Annotated in this window: 17 protein-coding genes and 1 pseudogene; 11 read left to right on the forward strand and 7 right to left on the reverse strand. The window is 48.3% G+C overall.

Going from position 1 to position 21,273, the window contains the following annotated elements:
• Nucleotides 1-162: 162 nt before the first annotated feature.
• The 5 genes from ACO6UX_RS07600 to ACO6UX_RS07620 all read left to right on the forward strand — a co-directional run bounded on the left by ACO6UX_RS07600 (nt 163) and on the right by ACO6UX_RS07620 (nt 7,251).
• Nucleotides 163-1,608: a DUF3375 domain-containing protein gene (locus ACO6UX_RS07600; protein ID WP_422446374.1), complete on the forward strand. Its 1,446-nt coding sequence runs from the start codon at nt 163-165 to the stop codon at nt 1,606-1,608.
• Between the two features lie 36 nt (nt 1,609-1,644).
• Nucleotides 1,645-2,262 (forward strand): DUF4194 domain-containing protein, encoded by a 618-nt coding sequence (locus ACO6UX_RS07605; RefSeq protein ID WP_101744996.1) that lies wholly within the window; start codon nt 1,645-1,647, stop codon nt 2,260-2,262.
• Nucleotides 2,243-5,662, forward strand: coding sequence for an ATP-binding protein (locus ACO6UX_RS07610; protein WP_422446376.1), 3,420 nt, complete (start codon nt 2,243-2,245; stop codon nt 5,660-5,662). Before ACO6UX_RS07605 ends, ACO6UX_RS07610 begins: the two co-directional genes overlap by 20 nt.
• Complete coding sequence (locus ACO6UX_RS07615; protein ID WP_422446378.1) at nt 5,663-6,826, forward strand: DUF3322 domain-containing protein; 1,164 nt, start codon at nt 5,663-5,665, stop codon at nt 6,824-6,826.
• 260 nt (nt 6,827-7,086) lie between these two features.
• Nucleotides 7,087-7,251, forward strand: coding sequence for a hypothetical protein (locus tag ACO6UX_RS07620; RefSeq protein ID WP_422446380.1), 165 nt, complete (start codon nt 7,087-7,089; stop codon nt 7,249-7,251).
• Between the two features lie 93 nt (nt 7,252-7,344).
• Here ACO6UX_RS07620 and ACO6UX_RS07625 read toward each other — a convergent pair whose 3' ends face one another.
• Nucleotides 7,345-7,947, reverse strand: a complete 603-nt coding sequence (locus ACO6UX_RS07625) for a hypothetical protein (protein WP_422443857.1) — start codon at nt 7,945-7,947, stop codon at nt 7,345-7,347.
• Nucleotides 7,948-8,320: 373 nt separating this feature from the next.
• Between ACO6UX_RS07625 and ACO6UX_RS07630 the strand changes: the two genes are divergently transcribed.
• Nucleotides 8,321-10,030 (forward strand): choice-of-anchor I family protein, encoded by a 1,710-nt coding sequence (locus ACO6UX_RS07630; RefSeq protein WP_422446382.1) that lies wholly within the window; start codon nt 8,321-8,323, stop codon nt 10,028-10,030.
• 69 nt (nt 10,031-10,099) lie between these two features.
• Here the strand turns inward: ACO6UX_RS07630 and ACO6UX_RS07635 are convergent.
• From ACO6UX_RS07635 to ACO6UX_RS07650, 4 genes and pseudogenes are all read right to left on the reverse strand, one after another.
• Nucleotides 10,100-10,297, reverse strand: a pseudogene (locus tag ACO6UX_RS07635) (chorismate synthase); the annotation flags it as partial.
• A gap of 401 nt (nt 10,298-10,698) precedes the next feature.
• A complete protein-coding gene (locus ACO6UX_RS07640) occupies nt 10,699-11,679 on the reverse strand; it encodes a transposase (RefSeq protein ID WP_422446384.1) in 981 nt (326 codons plus the stop codon).
• Between the two features lie 78 nt (nt 11,680-11,757).
• On the reverse strand, nt 11,758-11,901 hold the full coding sequence (locus ACO6UX_RS07645) for a hypothetical protein (RefSeq protein ID WP_422446386.1): 144 nt from the start codon (nt 11,899-11,901) through the stop codon (nt 11,758-11,760).
• Complete coding sequence (locus ACO6UX_RS07650; RefSeq protein ID WP_422446388.1) at nt 11,885-12,754, reverse strand: hypothetical protein; 870 nt, start codon at nt 12,752-12,754, stop codon at nt 11,885-11,887. The genes ACO6UX_RS07645 and ACO6UX_RS07650 overlap by 17 nt, the downstream gene beginning before the upstream one ends.
• 308 nt (nt 12,755-13,062) lie before the next feature.
• On the opposite strand from ACO6UX_RS07650, the gene ACO6UX_RS07655 reads away from it, so the two are divergent.
• From ACO6UX_RS07655 to ACO6UX_RS07670, 4 genes are all read left to right on the forward strand, one after another.
• A complete protein-coding gene (locus ACO6UX_RS07655) occupies nt 13,063-13,320 on the forward strand; it encodes a hypothetical protein (RefSeq protein WP_422446390.1) in 258 nt (85 codons plus the stop codon).
• Entirely contained in the window at nt 13,302-13,667 is a 366-nt protein-coding gene (locus ACO6UX_RS07660) for a hypothetical protein (protein WP_422446392.1), read from the forward strand. The genes ACO6UX_RS07655 and ACO6UX_RS07660 overlap by 19 nt, the downstream gene beginning before the upstream one ends.
• Nucleotides 13,668-14,004: 337 nt before the next feature.
• Nucleotides 14,005-15,189, forward strand: a complete 1,185-nt coding sequence (locus tag ACO6UX_RS07665) for an amino acid permease (RefSeq protein WP_422446394.1) — start codon at nt 14,005-14,007, stop codon at nt 15,187-15,189.
• Between the two features lie 147 nt (nt 15,190-15,336).
• Nucleotides 15,337-16,413 carry a class II aldolase/adducin family protein gene (locus ACO6UX_RS07670; RefSeq protein WP_422446396.1) on the forward strand — a complete coding sequence of 359 codons (1,077 nt, stop codon included), beginning with the start codon at nt 15,337-15,339 and terminating at the stop codon, nt 16,411-16,413.
• 257 nt (nt 16,414-16,670) lie between these two features.
• On the opposite strand, the gene ACO6UX_RS07675 is transcribed toward ACO6UX_RS07670, so the two are convergent.
• Both ACO6UX_RS07675 and ACO6UX_RS07680 read right to left on the reverse strand, forming a co-directional pair.
• Complete coding sequence (locus tag ACO6UX_RS07675) at nt 16,671-18,656, reverse strand: hypothetical protein (RefSeq protein ID WP_422446398.1); 1,986 nt, start codon at nt 18,654-18,656, stop codon at nt 16,671-16,673.
• Between the two features lie 416 nt (nt 18,657-19,072).
• The gene (locus ACO6UX_RS07680) at nt 19,073-19,327 is read right to left on the reverse strand and encodes a hypothetical protein (protein WP_422446400.1); all 255 of its coding nucleotides are present in this window, start codon (nt 19,325-19,327) and stop codon (nt 19,073-19,075) included.
• 384 nt (nt 19,328-19,711) lie between these two features.
• Here ACO6UX_RS07680 and ACO6UX_RS07685 point away from each other — a divergent pair, with 384 nt between their 5' ends.
• Nucleotides 19,712-20,908 (forward strand): ankyrin repeat and protein kinase domain-containing protein, encoded by a 1,197-nt coding sequence (locus ACO6UX_RS07685; RefSeq protein ID WP_422446402.1) that lies wholly within the window; start codon nt 19,712-19,714, stop codon nt 20,906-20,908.
• The last annotated feature ends 365 nt before the right edge of the window (nt 20,909-21,273 follow it).

A 21,273-nucleotide genomic window follows, 5' to 3' on the forward strand; every position in this document is an offset into this window, starting at 1 on the left:
TTTCCTCTGAGCCTCCGTGTCTCTGTGGCAAACAGAGGAAGTTATTCAGGTAGAATTTCTAACCGGGAGAGAATAGGAGCGAAGTCATGGAATAAGCTTCCGTAATCAACTACCATCACAGCCATTATTTATTATTGGCTCTGTCATTACTCATTCTGCCCCATGGACTTCAACCGTATCTCCGGCCTGCGCAGCCACCCGGCCTGGCGACTGTTGCAGGCAGACAGCGCACCGCTGATTATCAGCTTCCTGCACCGCGCCTTTATTGCCACCAACCAACGCTCGGTGGGGGCAGAAGAGCTGGCCACCAGGCTGGACGATTACCTGCACCATCTACGGGAAACCACCGGGGAGAACCGGTACCCCAAAAAAGGGCGGGATTATCTCAACAACTGGTCTGCCGGTGAACACGGGTATTTAAGAAAGTATTACCCACCCGCCAGCATGGGTGATGAACCGCTGTTTGACCTGACGCCCGCCACCGAAAAAGTGATTGAGTGGATTGCCAGTTTTGAACAGAAACAATTTGTCGGCACCGAGTCCAGACTACTGACCATTTTCCGGCTACTGCGGGAAATTGCCGATGAGACCGAAACCGACCCCACCCTGCGCATTCAACAATTAGAGCAGGAAAAGACCGCCATTGAACGACAGATTGCCCAGCTTCGTGAAGGTCATGTCACCCCTCACGACGGTACCCGTATCAAGGAAAAATTCCTGCAGGCAGAAGATACCGCACGGCAGCTGTTGTCTGACTTCCGTCAGGTGGAAGAGAACTTCCGGGCACTGGACCGGGGCGTCAGAGAGCGGATCACCACCAGCAGCAGCGGTAAGGGCCAGATGCTGGACACCATTTTCTCGGAGCAGGATGCCATTACTGAATCGGACCAGGGGCGCAGCTTCAAGGCATTCTGGAGCTGGCTGATGTCCCCGGTCAGCCAGGATGAATTGCAGGAGACATTGCAAAAAGTCCTCCGGCTGCCGGAAATCAATAGCCTCAACAGTGATAAAGACCCTTTGCTGGACGGCATTCGTTTTCGTCTGCTGGAAGCCGGGGAAAAAGTGAACAGCACCTGCGCCCTGTTAGTGGAACAGTTACGCCGCTACCTGGATGACCAGGCCTGGCTGGAAAACCGCCGGATTATGGAGATTGTCCGGGATATTGAGCAGAACGCCATCACCATTCGCCAGCACCCGCCACCGGATAAACTGTTCACCACACTGTCGCCATTAAAACCGGAAGTGGAGCTGCCCATGGGTCGGGGGCTGTTCCGCCCTGCCCTGCGCCCGGTGATTGATGAAGTGCCGGAAGAGGGTCAGGGCGATGTGGACACCAGCGCACTCTATAATCAGCACTATGTGGATGAGCAGGCCCTGAAAAGCCAGATTCGCTTCGCCCTGCAAACCCGGTCACAAATCACCCTGGCAGAACTGCTGGAACTCTACCCGGTGAAAAAAGGATTAAGCGAAGTGGTCGCCTACTTACATATCGCGGCTGAATCGGATCGGGCGGTAATCAACGCTGAACATAATCAAGCGGTTCAGTGGCTGGACAATACCGGGAATACTAAAGCGGCGTGGATGCCTTCGGTGATTTTCACCCGTTAATGGTTTTTTACCTATTAATCACTTCGTCATAACAAAATGAGTAAGAATGAATCAGCCCCATCACAGGGGAACGCCAATCTGGGTGTCGTTGTGGTCAACCTGATGAAAGGTGTTGTCTACCGGGACCAGAATCCAGCGGTATGGCAGCAGCTTGAAGAACTTCATGGGCCAGTATTGGACTATGTCCGGGTCATGGGTCTGGACCTGATCCTGGACGAGGCCGAAGGCTACGCTTTTCTCCGGCAACTGGATGAAGAGACCACCGAAGCAGACGACGACAAGACAAAGCTGCCGCGACTGGTGGCCCGTCGCCCCCTCAGTTTTCCGGTCAGCCTGCTCTGCGTACTGCTGCGCAAAAAAATGGTGGAGCAGGACGCCAGCGGTGGTGATGCCCGGCTGATCCTGAACCGTGAACAGATCGTTGAGATGATGCGGGTGTTCCTGCCGGACCGGGCCAATGAAGCCCGACTGTTTGACCAGATCGATACCCACATCAATAAAGTGGCCGAATTTGGCTTCCTGAAAAAACTGTCCGGCAATCCCCCCGCCTGGGAAGTACGACGCATCATCAAGGCACTGGTGGATGCCGACTGGCTGGCGGATTTTAACGACAAACTCAAGGTATACCGGGACCATGCAGACACACTCGTTTGATTTTTCCGACAGCACAAAACGGGCTGGCTTTCGTCTGGCAGCCCTGGAAGTGCTGAACTGGGGAACCTTTCACAAAAAAATCTGGGTCGCCACCCCCGGTGGTGATAACAGCCTGCTGACCGGGGATATCGGTTCCGGTAAATCCACCCTGGTGGATGGTCTCACCACCCTGTTGGTCCCCAGCCAGAAAATCACCTACAACAAGGCGGCGGGTGCGGAAACCAAAGAGCGCAACCTCACCTCCTATGTGCGCGGATACTACAAAAGCGCCAAGGATGACGACACCCTCAGCGCCAAAGCGGTGGCCCTGCGCGACCATAACAGCTACAGCGTCCTGCTGGCCCGTTTTGTCAACGAAGGGTTTGACCAGACCATCACCCTGGCCCAGGTATTCTGGAGCCGGGATAACAGCAATACGCCGGAGCGCTTCTATCTGGTGGCACGAAAACCGTTATCCATTGCCAAACACTTCAGCGGCTTTGGCAGTGATATTGGTGACCTGAAAAAAAAGTTGAAACGAAAGGAGCACATCAAGCTGTTTGACAGTTTCAGCCAATACCAGGCCGAGTTCCGTCGCCAGATGGGCATTGACAACGATCAGGCTTTGGAGCTGCTTTACCAGACCGTCTCCATGAAATCCGTGGGCAACCTGACCGAGTTTGTCCGCAGCCACATGCTGGAAAGCACTGATGCCGAAGAGAAAGTCAACGAACTCAGTCGTCAGTTTGACAATCTTAACCGGGCTCACGAGGCGGTACTGAAAGCTCGCCAGCAAATTGACCGCCTCGCCCCCATGATTGACAACTGCAACCAGTATGAAAGCATTGAGTCAAGCATTGCGGCCCTGCGCCAGTCCAGAGAAGCGCTGTACGGTTTTTTTGCCGATAAAAAAATCACGCTGCTGACGGAGCGCATCCAACGCCGGGAACAGGAACAGCAAAAACTCGAATCCCGCCTGCAGGAGCTGCGTCTGTCCATTGATGACCTGCGCACCACCAGCCGTGAACTGGAACGGGCCATTGACCAGAATGGTGGCCAGCGCCTCTCCGAACTAAAAACAGAACTGGAACGACTGGGACGGGAACGGAACCGCATCGCCAAAGCCTGTGATGATTACCAGGCACTGTGCAACATCCTGGAATTCTCCCAACCTGCAGACGACGATGGTTTTTTTCATAACCGGCAGCAGGCGGAAACCGGACTGCAATCCCTGGAGAAACAGCAGGCCGATCTGCAAAACCAGCAAGTGGAACACCGCGTTGAGTTCCAGAAACTGCGCAGTCAGCACGATGAACTGGAAGCAGAGATCGCCTCGCTGAAAAGTCGTCAGTCCAATATCCCCAGCCGCAACCTGGCCATCCGTCAGGCCCTGAGTGAATCCCTCAACCTGCCGGAATCCACCCTGCCCTTTGCCGGTGAACTGCTCCAGGTTCGCGAAGAAGACAAACACTGGGAAGGGGCGGTTGAACGAGTACTCCATAATTTTGCCCTGAGCCTGCTGGTGCCCGATGAGCACTACCAGTCCGTTGCTGACTATGTGGATCGCACCCACCTCAAGGGACGTCTGGTCTATTACCGGGTTCGCCAGCCCGCCCGCGCCACGGCCGATACCCTTGACCCTCGCTCCTTGTGCCGCAAGGTCTCGATCAAGACCGACAGCCAGTTTTACAGCTGGCTTGAGCATGAACTGTCCCAGCGCTTTGACTATATCTGTTGCGATCAGCTGGCCGACTTCCGCCGGGAGGTTCGGGCCATCACCACCGCCGGACAGATCAAAAGTGGCGGCAGCCGCCATGAAAAAGACGACCGTTACCGTATTGATGACCGTTCCCGTTTTGTCCTGGGCTGGAGCAACCGGGAAAAAATCTTCACCCTGGAAGCCACCCGTAAACAGCTGGAAGCCGACATTCAGAAATCCGCCAGCGCTGAGATGCGGTTTAACCAGCAGATCAACCAGCTGAACCAGCGGCAGTTAGATCTGAAGCTGCTGCTGAAATACGCGGATTTTGCCGAAATCAACTGGCAGCCCCTGGCCATTCAAATCAACAGCCTGGAACAGGAAAAGCAGCAGCTTGAAACAGGCTCCGACATTCTTCGCACCTTGCGCGAACGCCTGGAACGTTGTGAAGCAGCTACTCGTGAAAAAGAGGAACAGGAGCGTAAACTGACCAGGGAGTCCGGTACCGCTGCAGAGAAGCTGAAACAGGATCACAAACTGCTGAAGTTTTCTGAACAACAGCTTTCAGAGCTTCCGGAAACCGCCCGGGAGTCATGCTTTCCCACGCTTGCCGAAATGGAACATGAAGCCCTGGGGGACAAAAAGATCACCATTGAAAACTGCGACAGCTCCCAATCCACCATGCGCAGCTGGCTGCAGCATCGCCTGGATAGCCGGGAGAAAAAGTCCCGGGAACTGGCGGCCCGGATTACCGGGCAGATGGCGGACTATAAAAACGCCTATCCCCAGGAAACCCGTGAAGTGGACGCCTCCATGGGCTCAGTTGCGGAATTCACCGCCATGCTGGAAACCCTGCAAGGGGAAGACCTGCCCCGCCATGAGCAACGGTTTAAACAGATGCTTAATGAAGGCACCATCCACAACATGGCCATGTTCCAGAACTGGCTGGATCATCAGCAACAAACCATTCGGGATAAAATCGCCACCATTAACCGCTCTCTGGCCGCTATTGACTACAGCGACGGCACCTATATACGACTGGTGGCGGACAATCACCGGGACCCGGAGATCAACCAGTTCAAAATCGACCTGAGAAACTGCCTCGGCGATACACTGACCGCCGATAACAGCGATGATGCCTATGCGGAAAACAAGTTCCTGCAGGTGAAAACCATTGTCGAACGATTTAATGGCCGGGAAGGCCAGAGCGAACTGGACAAACGCTGGACCCGCAAAGTGACCGATGTGCGCAACTGGTTCCTGTTCAATGCCTCGGAACGCTATCGAGAAGATGACTCGGAAAAAGAGTTCTATTCCGATGCCGGTGGCAAATCCGGAGGGCAAAAGGAGAAACTGGCCTACACCATCCTGGCGGCAGCACTGGCCTACCAGCTGGGTCTGGAGTGGGGCGAAAACCATTCCCGCTCTTTCCGCTTTGTTATGATCGACGAAGCCTTTGGCCGGGGTTCTGACGAGTCCGCCCGCTACGGGCTGGAGCTGTTTCGCCGGTTGAATCTGCAATTATTGATTGTCACCCCCCTGCAGAAGATTCATGTGATTGAAGATTATGTGAACTCTGTCCACTTTGTTCATAACCAGGGCGGGAACCACTCTATGCTCCGGAACCTGACCATTGAACAATACCGACAGGAGAAACAGCAGGAGCAGGAGCGTCTGCTTAAGGAAACCATAAGCCAGAACCGGGCAGAAGCCATTAGCTAAATGATTACCCTCACCGAACTGCAAAAAAAATCCCTGCGCCCCTGGAGTTCCGGGGCGTTTTTGAGAAGTGTGTTGCAGGGAGAATCCCTGTTTCCGCTGGAAATTACGTTTCGCAAACCTTCCGGCAAAGTGCTCAGCCAGGAGTTTGCCAAAGTGCGGGACTGGATAGCCCTGTTACACAGCAATAGCAAGGCGGTAAAAGGCAGTGGTTATCGGCTGGATTATCGCAGCATCAACCATCAGCAGCTCGGTACCCAGCGCCTGCCCCAGCGCATTGTGTTTGAACACCGGGAAGACTGGCTGGGTTTTATCGGCAAGATCAAAGCCTTTCGCCAGTTTGATGAACTGGCGGGCACAACCAGACGACAGCTGCCAGAGTTAATGCCCTGGCTGCTGGATAAACCGTTAAAAGCCCTGGAGCTGGTTGATAGCTGGCCCCGGTTGCTGAAGGTCTGCCGATATTTTCAGCTGAATCCAAAACCGGGGCGTTACATCCGCCAGTTGGATATCCAAAGTGTTGACAGCAAATTTATTGAAAATAACAAGGGCATTCTCTCGGAGTTGCTGAGCCTGGCCCTTGAACCGGAGGATTTTGATGGGACCATCGCCGGGCTCGCGGAAAACGGTTTTGAGCGCCGCTTTGGTTTACGGTTTGATGAGCCGCTGGTGCGATACCGGTTATTGGATCATCCCGGCCCGGTGACGGATATCACGGTTCCGGTGTCGCAATTTATAGATCCGGGAACCGGCAAGGTGTTTATCACAGAAAACAAGGTCAATGGTCTTGCCTTTCCACCAGTACCGGATGCCATTGTCATCTTTGGGCTGGGCTATGGTATTCAGTCACTGTCTTCCATTGGCTGGCTGAAGGAAAAAGAGATTATCTATTGGGGGGATATTGACACCCACGGTTTTGCCATTCTCTCCCGCCTGCGCCAGCATTTTCCGCAAGTCCGCTCCTTGTTGATGGACCAAGCCACCCTGCAAACGCATTTGGCACTGTGTACAGAGGAGATGGACAGCAAGCGTTTTACTGGTGAACTGCCGGGGCTTACCCCGGATGAATCGCCAGTGTTTGCGGCCCTGAAAGATAATACCTTCGGAAAAAACCTGCGTCTGGAACAGGAGCGTGTTGGTTATGGCTGGCTGTTGGATGCACTTTGACCTGTGATAGCATTAGCAGCGAAAATCCAGGGTGAGGTCTTTCTTTTTGAACACATTCAAGTTTCAAGACCTAACACTGGTTTCTTAATGGTTTCTTAACACTGGTTTCTCTTGTGCGGGGCGGACCATATATAACCTCCAGCTTCTCTTTCCGTATAACATCTATCAGGTATTATTCGAGATTTCATTCCCAACCAGTACAGTACTTAAGAGCTGGCAAGTGTACGGAAGCATTGAGCTTTGAAATTTGAGTTTTGCAAATGAGCATAGTATTCACCCGACAAGATCGAAATCTTTACGACGTACTCAATCAGGCAACTGAAGATGAGCTGCTGCTGTTATCCAAAATTATTGGTGACAATAAAAAGGACACCCACTTTTTAAAAAGTGAAGAGAGCGACAGCGTCCCACAACTGGCTTCCTGACAACCCGCAGGGCCTCTGGTAAGCTTGCCTTCAGCTGCTCCCTTGTCCCGTTTTTCCTGACGCTTTCCGCCCTTCATAGGCAGCATTACACCATCAAGAGAGGCCGCTACCGTCGCAGCATTGGCTGGAACCTGAAAGTTGTCTGCCAGACATATACTCAAAAGGTTCAAGATACTGTTCCCACCGTTCACTGAGTTTTGCAGGAAGACGAGCCAAAGTACTGGCCGACGGTTTCATATTTCCCAGCAACTCAAGAAGGCTTGCCACTTCGGTTGGTGGCAACTGAGCCACCATCCATGCCGCTTGCTTTGCCGCCCTGGGTAACCAGAACCCTTCAACAATCCCTGCCTGGAGTTCCAGGGGGACTATACATTTGCTTCCTGAGCCGGATCGATACAGGGTTCGCTTTACCCGGACAGAGCCAGCAGCAGATTGGTATGTTTGATGATTTTGAGCCACCCTGCGATAAACGGTGCCCTTGACCTCAATAGAAGGTTCATTGACGTCCAGTTTTTGGAGGTCTTCAGAGAGAATCTCCTGCTCTGCAAGAGCCATGAGGTTATGCAGTTCATTTTCGTAATCCTCCCAGTGGAGCTCATGGCATGACTGGCGAAGAAGAGATAACCGATGTTGCAGCATCTCGATTGCAGGGCAGTGATTACTAGCGGGAATGGTCAGTGGGTGACATACTTCCATGGAGGGCGGCCTCTCGCAGATGATTCTTTTGTCACATGAAAATCATAGCTGCGTTTGGTCGCCTTTCTTGTTCGGGTATTTTGGCTCCGGGACGTAAATCCTGTGCTCCAGGGTCTGTAGTTGTGCTCAGTATGAGACTTTGACCCTCATGATTCTTAAATTCCCTTTTTGACGTGTTGGTTGACCCTTTTGTGTTTCTGCTGGCCATTGGCGGCACCTGATCCCCGCACGCATCATGCGGACCTATATCAACCGCCCTATTCTGATTGTTTCTCTGTCTCGGTACACCGTGATGATTTAGCTGTCATATTTCTTTCATCATTTCCCGTTATAACTGTTCAGCAACTAAAACAGGACATGACAGGCAAGGCCGATGAAAATCCCTTTCAGCAGAACCGCTCCATTACTGGCAGCTCTGATCATTTCAGGCTGTACTTTGGATATGCAATCTGCCAGCGTAACCCACCCGGATATGCAACCGGTTGGTCGCTATGCATCTGGCACTTTCTTTGAAGGTGCAGCAGAAATTGTCAGCTGGCATAAAACCAGTCAGTCGATTTTTGTCGTGAATGCCGGAGAAAAAACGATTGATATTCTGGATGCCAGCCAATTAACCAGCAAGGCTCTCGCTAACCCACTGACCGATTCAAACCTGACCAAACGAAGCAGCATTGATATTCAAAGCTATCTGCCAGACATCGAACTCGGTGCTGCAAACAGCCTGTCATTACATGATGGCCTGCTGGCTGTTGCCGTTGAAGCTGACATCAAACAGGAAAACGGCGTTGTTATTCTGTTCAACATCGATGATCAAGGTAATGCAACCTACCGGGATTATGTCCACACTTCAGCACTGCCAGACATGGTGACCTTTACCCCAAATGGTAAATATGCGCTGGTTGCCAATGAAGGTGAGCCTTCTGAAGATTACAAAATTGATCCTGAGGGTTCCATCAGCATTATCCAGATCAACGATAACGGTACCGTAGGCGAGGTCAGACAAGTTGGCTTTACTGAGTTTAATAAATACGGTCCAAGGCACAATGAGTTAAGCGAGCAAGTTCGGGTATTTGGCCGAAATGCCACCGTTGCACAAGACCTTGAGCCTGAGTTCATCACCGTATCCAATGACTCTAAAAAGGCTTATGTCAGCCTGCAGGAAAATAATGCTCAGGCAATCATTGATATTGAAGCAGCTGAAGTCGTTAAGATCTTCCCCCTGGGCTACAAAGATTTTGGGAAATACACCGCCGATATCAGTAACAGGGATGGTGGCGTGAATCTGAAAACCTGGGCGGGTGTATACGGTATGTATCAGCCAGACACCCTCGCTTCTTATGAAGCCAATGGCAAAACCTATGTTGTTTCTGCCAACGAAGGTGATGCCCGTGATTACTGGTATGACAGCCCTTCCAGAACAGATTGTCTGAACTCCGGCGGCCTGAAGTTTGATGAAGACGACGGCTGCCTTGCTTATACTGAAGAGTTCCGTGTGAAAAAGGTGAAGGTGGCTGATGAGCACCCAAATGCCGACAAAGCAAAAGATTCAGCCGGGATGGCTCAACTGAAAATCACCAACACTCTGGGAGACAGTGATAACGATGGTGAGTTTGAACAGCTTTATGCTTACGGTACCCGTTCCTTCGCCATCTGGGATGAATCCGGAAATCTGGTGTTTGACTCTGGCGATGATTTCGAGCGCATCACGGCAGAAATACTGAAGTCTGACTTCAATAACAATGACGATGAAACCAAAGGCGATAACCGCAGTGATGACAAAGGTCCGGAGCCTGAAGCCCTGGCCATTGGTGAAATCAATGGAAGACACTATGCGTTTGTTGGTCTTGAGCGTACCGGCGGCCTGTTTATGTACGACATCACCAGTCCGGAATCACCTGAATATGTCCGCTATATCCATAACCGGGACTTTTCCGTGAATGTGGCCGAGCAGCCTGAACTGGCTGGTGACCTTTCACCGGAGGGTATGGTCTTTGTGGCAGAAGCGGACAGTCCCACTGGCAAGCCTTTGCTGATCATTGGCCATGAGGTTTCTGGATCAACCCTTGTCTATGAAATCTTTTAACGACTATTCGTACAGCCTCCCGGGAGGCTAAACGTTTAAAGGCTTCCACCCGGAAGCCTTTTTTATGCTTTAAACAACCGGTATCGGACTAACGACATCGGCATTCTGTGCCCGGTGCCGCAGAAAATGATCCATCAGGGTAATCGCCATCATCGCTTCAGCAATGGGTACTGCACGAATACCTACGCAGGGATCATGGCACCCCTTGGTGACGACCTCCACCGGCTTGCCCTGACTATTAATCAACTTTCCTGAGGTGGTAAAGGACAATAAAAAGAGGACAATAAAAAGAATAAAAAGGACACCCACTTTTTAAATAGTGAAGAGTACATCATTTATTCATTTTTTAAATGATAGTATCCGACCTTCACCACCCCTTGGTAACATTTTGATTTTAAACGATTAAATATCGTGCCAACCATATATTCGAATAGAATATATGGTTCAAAATCAAATGATTACGTTATTTTGGTGGTGAAAGTGGGATAGTATTGATCATTGTAAGAATGTCTCATTCAAAGAATAAAAAGAAGAATTTCTCATTCATACCAAACAGGAAGCGTATAAAAAGCACTCAGCAACAGCCAGATAGAAGACACTATCAAGACAATATAAGAAAGAGCATTCAGAAGATTCTGGCCACATTAAAGTAAATGAAAATACGTTGATCAGGCAGGGTAGAGAGCACCGCTCACAGACATCCCATGAACCCAGCATTTTCCGGTGCTTTCTGCATAAGCCTTCAGTGAGGCCAGCTTGCCGACTGCGCGGTGAAAACGATTATGCCAGCGCATAGTCTCCAGCCATTCTTTTGGGTCAATACCCAAGCGCTCCAGGATAGGTGGTACATCGTCAGTTATACGACCAAGTTTGCCTTTTCGGACAATTCGGCCAGACCAGTCAACCAGTTCAAAGTAGCTAATGAGTGGGTATGGAATCGCCTGTTCCGGGTTTTGACCCTGAGCTTTTAACGGTTTCAAGTGTGTCTTTTGTTTTTTTCCGTTTGCGCTGTCGTATGACTCAATGCGCTCTTTAATAGAAGTATGTTCTGAGGTTTCCAGCGTTGCGGCAATTTTTGCCCGGATGGGGTTCAAGTCGACATAGGCCATGCAAGTCAGCAATGCTGCCTCATCTAACAAAGCCTGACTTTTGTAACGACCTTCCCAAAAGCGCCCTTTGCACTCATCCTCTTTATTGGCCAGCCGGGCTAAATATTCGTTGAGACAGCGCATGAACCAGCTGATATCCATTAACCGACCTCGGTACTTCTGGGCATATGCTTCGACACGCAGCAGCTCTGCTTTGCCCAGCTGATCGCCGACAAGAAAACGCTGAACCAGGTGCGGGCCTGAAAAAAGCTGCGTCCAGCGTTGTAAGACTGCTTTGGTGTCCCATTTTTTGGCTTGCTGACTATTGATATGGAGCACCACATGATAATGATTCGACATCACCGCATAAGCACAGACTTCCAAGGCAAAAATACCGGAAAGTGCTTTCAACCGATCAACCACCCATTGCCTGCGATGCTCATAGTTTTTGCCTGAGAAATTATCTTTGCCGCATAGGAAGGCCCTGCGAACGCAGCGTGCCATACAGTGGTAGTAGGGCGTACTGGCTGGATCTATGAGGTTTTTTCGGGCGGTCGTCATGTCATTTTTTTTGGTTACTGGGTAGATTTCCTTAATACCCTTAAGAGGTTCCAGAAGAAAAACAGACGGTGTGGCCGATTAATCAAATTTTTGGGTGTCTTTTATTTCACCCCAAGTCGTCGGTAACAGCGTGATGGCGCAGTCTGTCAGCACTGTCACCGGGGGCAGCATGCCACTCATCTTCAGCAGCTGCTCTTCAGTCAGTTCAGATTTGCCCGTCACCTGACAGTGTCGCCAGCATCATATTTACCTCTTTCAGGCATTCGTGAAGTTCTATTGCAGCACATGCTGGGCTCGACGGCCAACGTTCCTTTGTCAGCCTTAAAGTTGACTCTGCTCTCATGTTCTGTAGCAGTGTTAAGGCAAGCTTAGGTTTTTTCATAAGCTGCCATTGCCGAACCATAGCAATATCAGCATGATAATTATCTGAAGGCTCACACATTGCCTTCTCATCGGCATGGAGGCTTTTTCTTCTCAGAGTCAGGAGCCGAGCCTCAGCCTGAATGGGCAATCCAAGTTCTTGTTCGCATCGGCTCAGGGTTATATCCAGGTCAGGAATGATCGAAGCCCCGGATGTAGTGCACCATTCAGAACCCCTGAGAACTTGCAGATGATGCTGGGCTTCCGTCAGTTTCTTGTAGGTGTTTTGCTCTACTAGTGACCTTGCAAGCCCTACCAGTGACCTATGGTATTCCAATTCGTCCAGATCCTCTTCCAAGTAGACGCCCCGGAATAACCTTTCCGCATTGCTGAAATTTTGTTTATCCAGTTCTTCGAAGGCGTAATTGATTCTGCCTACGAAGGTATTTAGACCTGGTTTGCGGTTAACCGCATCACTGGTATCTTCATCGGAAGCAACTGCTCTGGAAGAAACCCCAATCTCTTTTTGCCCTGTTGCGGAATCTGCTGTGAAATCTAAATTTACGTGATTAACTGCAGATGGTTCACCGCTGACAGGACTGACGATCCTTCCGAAGACAGTGTTATGCTCCGCTTTAGCCATTTCTGAAGCTTCAGCATAGGGGGCAAAATAATTTCCCCCCTGATTGCATGAGGTTTTAAATAATGGGTCCATGTTTTTTCTCCTATCTTTAATTGTACTTGAGCATGTTGAAAGTCAGTCCTCAAAGGTTATTCATATTCATCAGAGTCTTAAATTAAAAGAAAGTTCCAAAACAGAAGCGAGGGTCAGGTCTTGATTCTTGAATAAAGTCAAGGAAAACGAAAAGCCAGGGTCAGGCCTTTCCATTTGAACACATTCAAGATTCAAGACACTGTTTCTCCCCTAACACCCATGTCAGTGAATCAAACCACAGATATTAATAAACTAAAGCTCATCAAAAACCGTTATCCGTTTTCATATACCAACAAGGAGGTTGAATTATGAACAATCCGATACTGCCCTCAAGCGCTTCCTGGCAGGATTTTTCCAGCTTGCCTGCTCCGGCCATGGAGGAAAACAGCAAGCGTTCCTTATTGTCAAAAGTCGGCAGGGCTGCTGGCAAGGCTGTTGTCATACCATCCCGACTTGCCTCAACGGTGCTTAATGGCGGTATTTTTGCTGCCTATTATGTGACCGCCCTGGCTGCTACCGGGCTTGCGCCGGAGGCACTGTCTTTGGCATGGCCAAAATTGCTGTAGATGTTGCCAGTGGAAAACCACATAAAAGCCTTCATGAATATACCATCACCGCTGGCAGAGAGACCTTCAACTATCTCTCCCGTCCTTACTACACACTGCCAAAACGTGGATCTGAAGCCATATTCGTCGGTGTTGCCATCGTTGCGGTAACTATCCTGGTATTCCTCGCAGGAGGAGGAGGAGCTAATATTGGTGTTGTGCACTTAGATGACAATTCTGACAGCACTGACTATAACCCTTCAGGCATCAAAGCAGCACTGCATCCATACAGACCTTCTATTCTCCTTGGGCGTAAAATCATGGAGAAAACTACCGGGGTCTTGAATCGTGGCAAGGTTATTGACTAACAAAAACCGGGGGCAAAAAACCTGTGTCATCTATGCCCCCGGTTCTCCGTGAGATTCGTTAAAACACCGCAACCGCCGCTACCAAAGCACTCAGGCAGTGCCTGTAACCCAGTCATCACCGGTTGCCCGCCAGTGAGGACAAGCAGTCTTAAAGCACACCATCACCTCAACATTCAGTGTTTGTCCTGTTTTTGAATAGCAATCCATTGAAGGATTTTGAAGACGCACTGAATGAACGCTCACACTGCTAATGACATTGATCAATGATCTGATAATGCAAATGTGCCCACCACGGTCGATATAGTCCGTCATGCACTAAAAGAGAAAAAGAAAAATCATGGAAAAAAACAACCTGATTGGCAGCATTTTTTTGGTCACGGGAACCACTGTTGGAGCCGGGATGATCGCGCTGCCGGTAACCACAGGCACTTACGGGTTTGCAGCGACCCTCTTTATGTTTATCACCGTCTGGCTTGCTTCACTGGTCATCGCCTTCGCTATGCTGGAAGCTAACCTCCAGCACAAAGAGGGTGCCAACCTGATCACGATGATCTCGGTCACTCTGGGGCGACCCGGAGAGATAATAGGGTGGGGAAGCTGCCTATTATTTCTATATTGCATTCTTGCTGCTTATTTGTCTGGCCTGGGGGAGTTAACAGGCTACTCCTTGTCATATATTCTTCCTCTTGACGTCAACAAGACTACATCCGTTGTCGTGATTACGGCTATTGCCTCTGGCTTAATATATTCAGGCATAAGAATGTCAGAAAACATCAATCGCGTTTTTGTGATGGGTATTTTGCTGATATTTATCTCTCTTGCCTTCATTTCCATGCCCTATGTGGAGGCTGACAGGCTGGAAATAACAACATTCAACCCACCATTCTTAGCATTGCCGGTTATTTTTGCCTCTTTTGGCTATCTGGTCATAGTGCCCACTTTGCGAAGCTATCTACACAGTGACGTGAGAAAAATAAAGATTGCCTGTGTGGTTGGTAGCCTTATACCACTGATCATGTACATTTTATGGGCAACGATTGTCATTGGTGTAATACCTGTTAATGGTGACAACGGTATAGAAAGCATTCTGCACTCTGGTGACCCATCAACAGGCATTTTACGGGCCATGGCAGAGTTCACAGACAATAACAATGTTGTATTGATATTCAAGGCATTCTTTTTTTTAGCCATTGCCACGTCATTAATTGGTGTATCCCTGGGAACATTTGATCTTATTTCGGATGGTTTGCAGGCCAACAATATCAAACCCGGCAAGTTTACCCTGACTTTACTGACTTTTGTGCCACCTGCTCTGATAGTCATATTGCTGGATACTGTATTTTTAACGGCACTTGGTTATGCCGCAATATTTTCTGCTGTTGTCTTTGGCATCATTCCGGCCGTACTGCCCTGGGCCGGAAGAAACAAGGGTATCAAAAGCAGTTATCAGTTACCTGGCGGAAAAATAGCTTTCACTTTAATTATTCTCTTTTCCATTGCGGTGATAGTCGCTGAGCTATAAGTAGTTAACCAAATGAAATCATATATTTCTGACTAAGTTGTCAGTCACTCTGCGGCGTTGCAACTGCCCACTTAGCCAGAAATATACGATTCCATTTGGCCAACTACTTACAGCATGAATGATGCATAATTTCAAAAGGATATGAATATGAAAAATAATGTTATTAAAGACCTGGTAAAAATTTGCAAGTACGCCGGTGGCCGCTTCGACCTTGTTCAGGCTGGCGGGGGGAATGCCGGGGCTAAAGTGGATACAGGCAAACTGCTGGTCTCTCAGGGAGTGGGTTGCGTCCTTTCAGAAACGGAATTGAATCATGGTTATGTAACCGTTGACAGTAAAAAAATACTGGACGTTTTAGATAACGAAGACCTGTTGAAAAAATACAGCCTGAAAGAGAGTGTTAAAATAGCCAATCAAGCGATCAGGGAAGCTAATGAATTGCCGGATATAAAACCCACCGCCGAAGTCTTTCTTCATGCCCTCCTCCCTTTTAAATACACCCTGCATTTGCATCCTGTCCTTATCAATGCCCTGTTGATAAACCGTGATGCCCAAAAAATCATATCAAACCTATACCCGGATGCCGGTTTTGTCGGGTATGCCGCCCCCGGGCTGGAAGTGTCCATTCTTTTCGCCCAGTACATGCAAAGCCTCACAGAGAAGCCGCATCTCTACTTTATGAAAAATCATGGCATTATGGTTGGTTATGATACTGTCGAAGGCTTAATGGCCATTGTTGAAAACATGATGGCTATTGCTGAAAAATACTTTGCAGTTGATTACAGCCACATGAAAAATGCGACAAAAATTGCTGAACTCTATAGCGCAATAACTGGCATTCAGTGCATAGTTCACTGTTGCAACGACCAAACCATCAACCAGGTATACCGTGATGACAAAGAGGCCTTTTTCTTTACTCCCTGTTATCCTGATCAATATGTGTATAATGCGGTTCTGCCGGTGGAGTTGAACGAGTTATCGGCTCAGGAGATTGTGGATTTTAAAATCCATAATAATAATTTTCTGCCAGGTGTCGTGGTGTACCAGGATAACATCTACTTTGTATCTACCAATTTAAAAATCACCCATGAGATGGAAGAAGTTTTCAGATCTCACCTGTTAATTGTTACCCTGAACAAACAAAACAGAAAAAAAATAGATACATTAGACAACAGCTTACACAATATTCTATTTTCGGTTAATCCGTTAAACCGATATCATTAGTGCAACTGATTCTCGATGAACCAGTAAGAGACTGTTGCAATGTTTCTTCCCAAGGAAGATATTAAGGAATTCATCACAGAAAACCGGTAACTATACTCCGCTGTCATTCCGTACAGGCGACTGCATGGATGCAGAGTAAGCCGGTGGATTTTTCGCTGCTAATGCCCTTGACGTCTACCGTAAGAGGCTGCCCTACTGCGGCGGTACCGAAAAAAAGAACGGTAACCGCCTTGGGGCTACCTGGCCCGGAATAATTTTTACAAGATACCCGGAAGCACTGGATTTAATGGGTCCACTTTCTGCTTATCTACCCATTGTCTCAGGCCTTCGCTGGTTTCGATGCCCGGCAAACTGGTGACGGTCTGCACCCAGATAAGGCCACCAACCCATGCAAAAGCTTCCGTTGGTGCCCCATCATTTACAAACGTATATTCTCTTTCCGTTGTGCATGCCAGGGGATTAATACCACTGGTAATCGGTTCGTTGGCCTCAGGCTCAACTCCATCAGTCTGCGTGGAGAACCCCCTGGTGGTTCTTCCAGTTGCCGGAGGGTAGTCGAATTCGTCGTAGGCAGGCACGTCAGCTGATTCGCCTCCACGGAAGTTGCCGCCACGAAAGGTGCCTCCACGAAAGGTGCCTCCACGAGAGTTGGCCCCACCAAACAAGCTTCCGAAATCAAACATTTCTCTGGACCCCAACATATTTTTTGACACCTTTGCTTCTCGCACCAAAGCATCCTCTGACTGTTTCAACAAGGTAAATCCGAAGGGAATGGCCAGTCCGGCCTCCCTGGACATGGCCGTTTTGCGGTCAACCCCCATGGCTTCCAGTATGGGTGCCACTTGTTGAATGCCAATGTTGTGCCTTTCTGAATCATTGCGCCCTTGTCCATGGGAAAAAAGCGCTCTCGAAGACGATGGCCGTTCCCCTCCAAACCGCGATACCTCGTGAAGGGCAAAGCCGACATGATGAAAGTCAGCACCTTGATGCAGCCCTTTGGGCATACGCAGCGCCACACTGAGGGGAATCAGTTTATCCATGCCCCGGGGCGAGAACTTCGACAGATACCTCGCTCTGATTGTGCTGTGCAGATCCACAGTGAATTCAGAACCTTCCAGTGCCTTTTCACTACTGGCGCACAGATACACCTGAACGATGGGTATATTCGTATCATCTTTTTTGCCATGATCCCCGATACCCGCAAGCTGCAAACGTTCCTGAACTTCAACAGGAAATTTATCCAGCGTTAGCCATGAAACGTTGACAACAGGCTGAATGTCCTGATTGTTACCGACAACACTCACGCCAATATCGGCCGTTGATACGGAATCGTTGCGAAATACGTTTACTGAAGTCATCCGGACCTGCTCAGCGAGGGAAGTTAACCGCTCCCCACTGGCCACTGTAGTCGTCTTCGGCTGTGTGCACTGGCCACTCATACGCGTCAGGATTTGAGCCATGTTGTTCATGGCAGTCCCGGTTCCGGAAGGGTCCAGGGAGTAATGCTCAAGCTGACGGGTAAACAAATCAAGGCCTTTATTACATCGCTGCTGTTCAGGGAGTTCACTTGCCCGGCTCCCCGCCATCGCATCGTCATAGGCAGGGGGCGCTGATGGGGCTGGATTTTCCGGTGGATAATGAAGGGCTTGTTGTTCCCTGGGGAGCTGCTGAAAAACATCAGGATTCATTGCCTGGCCGGTGGTACCACCATCACCAGAAGGAAATCCCTCACTTGAAGGAAGACCAGCGGACATGCCGGGTAAACCATGCTCACCGGCTTCCTGCTCCCGCTTATGCACATTGATTTCATCGATCAGGCAATCAATTCCCATGCTCAAGCAGCTGTTAGGTTCCCGGATAAGCTTACAAAATTTTGTCGCTTCAGGCCCTTCAACGCCCTCCCCAAGATTCAGGAATTCCTTTTGGAGGTGCTGGAGCAGCCCGGTAATAAGCTGGCGCTTTTCGCCGCCAGGACAACTGGACTTATCAATATTGGCAAACCCTGAAACCCTGAGCTGCTCTCTCAGTGCTTTAATTTTGAAGCCAGGATCCGGATCCGCTGCCGTGCAGAGTTTTCTAGCGATCTCTTGGACCTCCATTACTTTCCTGTTTTGCAGGAATTTAGCAAGATCCATGTGCGTTATGTTACTGCGCTCAATTCGCCTGACTGCCTGGCTGCCAACGGGTTGTGGTAGCAATGGATTTTGGGGAATGAATTGAAGGTTTGATTTGGTAATATTCATAATCGATCAGCTCTAAATACAAATTTTCCTTATTAGATTGCCTGGTTGGCTAAAAGTTCAATTGATAATGATTGGCTATTGAAACATTTGGGGAAATGCGGAACTTTTATCAGAAAAAAGTGATTAGTCAGTTATAGTTTCACAATTCAACAAACCAACAGGTTAATTTTCAAATGGACAGAGTTCTTGCAGACTCAAAAGCAGCACTCTACGCTAATCAACCTTGCCAACAGGTTCTTTCAGAAAATTCCATACCTACTGAAGATTCGAGTCTACAGCCACGACTGCTGGCTATTTTGCACAAATACCCACTTCAGCCCGTGAAAACTACCTGAAGCAGGAAGTAACTAACCAGAAGACACCATCTCCCCCCCTTTCAATCGATGATTTTTCAATATCCAATTCACCAGCTACTACTAAAGAGTTACGACTTCCTCAGGCAACTGATCTTCTGTCTCTGGTGAGTCTGAAAACGTTACGCTTGAAAAGGTGCGCGTTAAGTTTAAAAAAGATTTGCGCATTTCCCCAACACTCAGGGAGATCGAAGCCAGATTCCACCAAACCGAAAAAGGCAAGGCATGGGAAGCCGACAAAAAAGCATTTAAAAAGTCCTTTATAATCGATGTATAAGGAAATGAAGGAGAAGAAGAGTCGGCAGCTAACCCAGACAAAATCGAATCATCTCCCCCCGGACATGCCTTGAATGGAACCTGATAATCCCGATAAGGTCAAACGTCGGCATTTACAGTCCATAGTTCTATTGTGACAAGGTCTCTGATCCAGAGTAAAGGTCGCTGGGAACAACTTTGGTCAAACGTATTGTCAGGCAAGGTTTAATTGACGAATGAGTCAGTTATCAAATCGAGAGAGCACCCTTCTTGTTACCCACTGATTCTAATAGCAGAAAAGAAAGTCAGTCATGCCTTTTCAGGCCAGTTAAAAAGTCGAACATCGCGTATGTTATAACAACTTGCTACTCGGTTAGTGATTTTGCATATGCATGTGTTTTTTAATTATATTCCATATGTTTTATTTTTTAAGATTGAGCAATGAATATGATTCCAATTAATGACTTTAATAAATGTAAAACTACCCAAAGTGTTTTTAAAACTGTTGAATTGATCAGCACTGGCTTTAAAAGTCGATATATCAGAGTTTGTGAGAATGAATCAATGGTTCGACTTATCATAAAACCGGACAATATGACTCTTAATAGCTACCAAAAAGAATTGTTAATTTATCGGCACATTCAGAGTGTTTGTTTAGAGAAGCGAATAGAGTGGCCGACTTACATCCCGAAATTCTACGGTGAATGCTACGTAAGAATGGTTGGAGAGTCTGAGGATAGCGATGTGGTTCTTGATTTTATAGAGGAGGGTAAAGATCTGCATTCTGAGCAGAAAACAGACCGCCATGATTTACAGAGGGCGATTGCGATTGAGTATTTCCCACCTCCCTATAAGTCTCTTGCAAGCTTGAGTGATGTTGAAAGGCAGGCCCTTGATGAATATGTTGCGATAGATGCGGCTATGTCATTGAGGGATTTTCATAACACATACAATACTTGCATTGATCTGGATCTCCATATTCATAATGTTTTATTCAACCCACAAGAAAGGTCAATCGTATTTATTGACTTTGAGCATTCCAAAATTTGCCTTGACGAGGATAAATTGACTGATGGTGATATTGAATTAATGGCTAGAAGCTTTTTTAGTAATATGGAAGCAGCTTATATTCCTCTTACCGAACATCAGTCTTATTTTCATGACTATAGATTAGCCCTTGCATGTATTAGTGGAAAATATGGAACAGACTATGAGCTAAGAACTATTGAGAGCCGTCACCCCATATTTGATTCTATAAAGGAAGGAAATCTGGATGCTTTGAAAAGTTGTGTCACCACTGAGTTGTTAAATACTTTACGATCATCTCAACATGACAAAACTCCCTTGATGGAAGCTGTGTTCCGAGGAAATATTGATATCGCAGAGTATCTGATAGATTGCGGTGCTGAGGTTAACTCAAAATCGGGTATTTATCATTCAACACCAATATGGAGGGCCGTTTTTGATGGAGATCTACCAATGGTTAAATTACTTGTAAAGTATGGGGCAGATGTCAGCGAACCTAATAAAGATAGCCAAACTCCACTGGATACTGCTTATATTAAAGGGTGTGATAGCATTATTGAAACATTATTAATGCATGATGCAAAGAGAGGTGATGAATTAACGCAGTTAAAGATCTAAACATGATTGGGTGAAAGTCTCATACTGACTGTCTTTTCAGAGTTTGCGCTCCACGGAATGCCCCATAGCAACAAATTTCGCCCGGCCTGGTATAGGGTAACGGCCAAACACCGGTATGATGCTTACTGGAATACGACACCGTTCCAGTGAGAGGCAGGTTAGCCATAAAGGGCAAGAGTTCCTTGCGGTTAAGTTTCTTTTTGAGAGCCACATGACCTTTGGCATCAACACCATGTAACTGGAAACTCTTTTACTCAGATCAATTCCGAAAAAAGCTACCTGACCTTTTTATTAGTTCCTGATTTGTTACGCTTGCCCATGGTTCGCTCCGTTTCTTATTCTGAATGATGTTCCGTAAAACTCAT

It is taken from the genome of Endozoicomonas sp. ALB091 (assembly GCF_049310265.1).
Classification (GTDB): Bacteria; Pseudomonadota; Gammaproteobacteria; order Pseudomonadales; family Endozoicomonadaceae; genus Endozoicomonas.

Coding starts and splice junctions, on each gene's coding strand:
- ACO6UX_RS07665 (WP_422446394.1), top strand. CDS start 14,005: ATGGAAAAAAACAACCTGATTGGCAGCATTTTTTTGGTCACGGGAACC.
- ACO6UX_RS07615 (WP_422446378.1), top strand. CDS start 5,663: ATGATTACCCTCACCGAACTGCAAAAAAAATCCCTGCGCCCCTGGAGT.
- ACO6UX_RS07610 (WP_422446376.1), top strand. CDS start 2,243: ATGCAGACACACTCGTTTGATTTTTCCGACAGCACAAAACGGGCTGGC.
- ACO6UX_RS07650 (WP_422446388.1), bottom strand. CDS start 12,754: ATGGACCCATTATTTAAAACCTCATGCAATCAGGGGGGAAATTATTTT.
- ACO6UX_RS07600 (WP_422446374.1), top strand. CDS start 163: ATGGACTTCAACCGTATCTCCGGCCTGCGCAGCCACCCGGCCTGGCGA.
- ACO6UX_RS07655 (WP_422446390.1), top strand. CDS start 13,063: ATGAACAATCCGATACTGCCCTCAAGCGCTTCCTGGCAGGATTTTTCC.
- ACO6UX_RS07625 (WP_422443857.1), bottom strand. CDS start 7,947: ATGGAAGTATGTCACCCACTGACCATTCCCGCTAGTAATCACTGCCCT.
- ACO6UX_RS07670 (WP_422446396.1), top strand. CDS start 15,337: ATGAAAAATAATGTTATTAAAGACCTGGTAAAAATTTGCAAGTACGCC.
- ACO6UX_RS07685 (WP_422446402.1), top strand. CDS start 19,712: ATGATTCCAATTAATGACTTTAATAAATGTAAAACTACCCAAAGTGTT.
- ACO6UX_RS07630 (WP_422446382.1), top strand. CDS start 8,321: ATGAAAATCCCTTTCAGCAGAACCGCTCCATTACTGGCAGCTCTGATC.
- ACO6UX_RS07605 (WP_101744996.1), top strand. CDS start 1,645: ATGAGTAAGAATGAATCAGCCCCATCACAGGGGAACGCCAATCTGGGT.
- ACO6UX_RS07620 (WP_422446380.1), top strand. CDS start 7,087: ATGAGCATAGTATTCACCCGACAAGATCGAAATCTTTACGACGTACTC.
- ACO6UX_RS07660 (WP_422446392.1), top strand. CDS start 13,302: ATGGCCAAAATTGCTGTAGATGTTGCCAGTGGAAAACCACATAAAAGC.
- ACO6UX_RS07675 (WP_422446398.1), bottom strand. CDS start 18,656: ATGAATATTACCAAATCAAACCTTCAATTCATTCCCCAAAATCCATTG.
- ACO6UX_RS07640 (WP_422446384.1), bottom strand. CDS start 11,679: ATGACGACCGCCCGAAAAAACCTCATAGATCCAGCCAGTACGCCCTAC.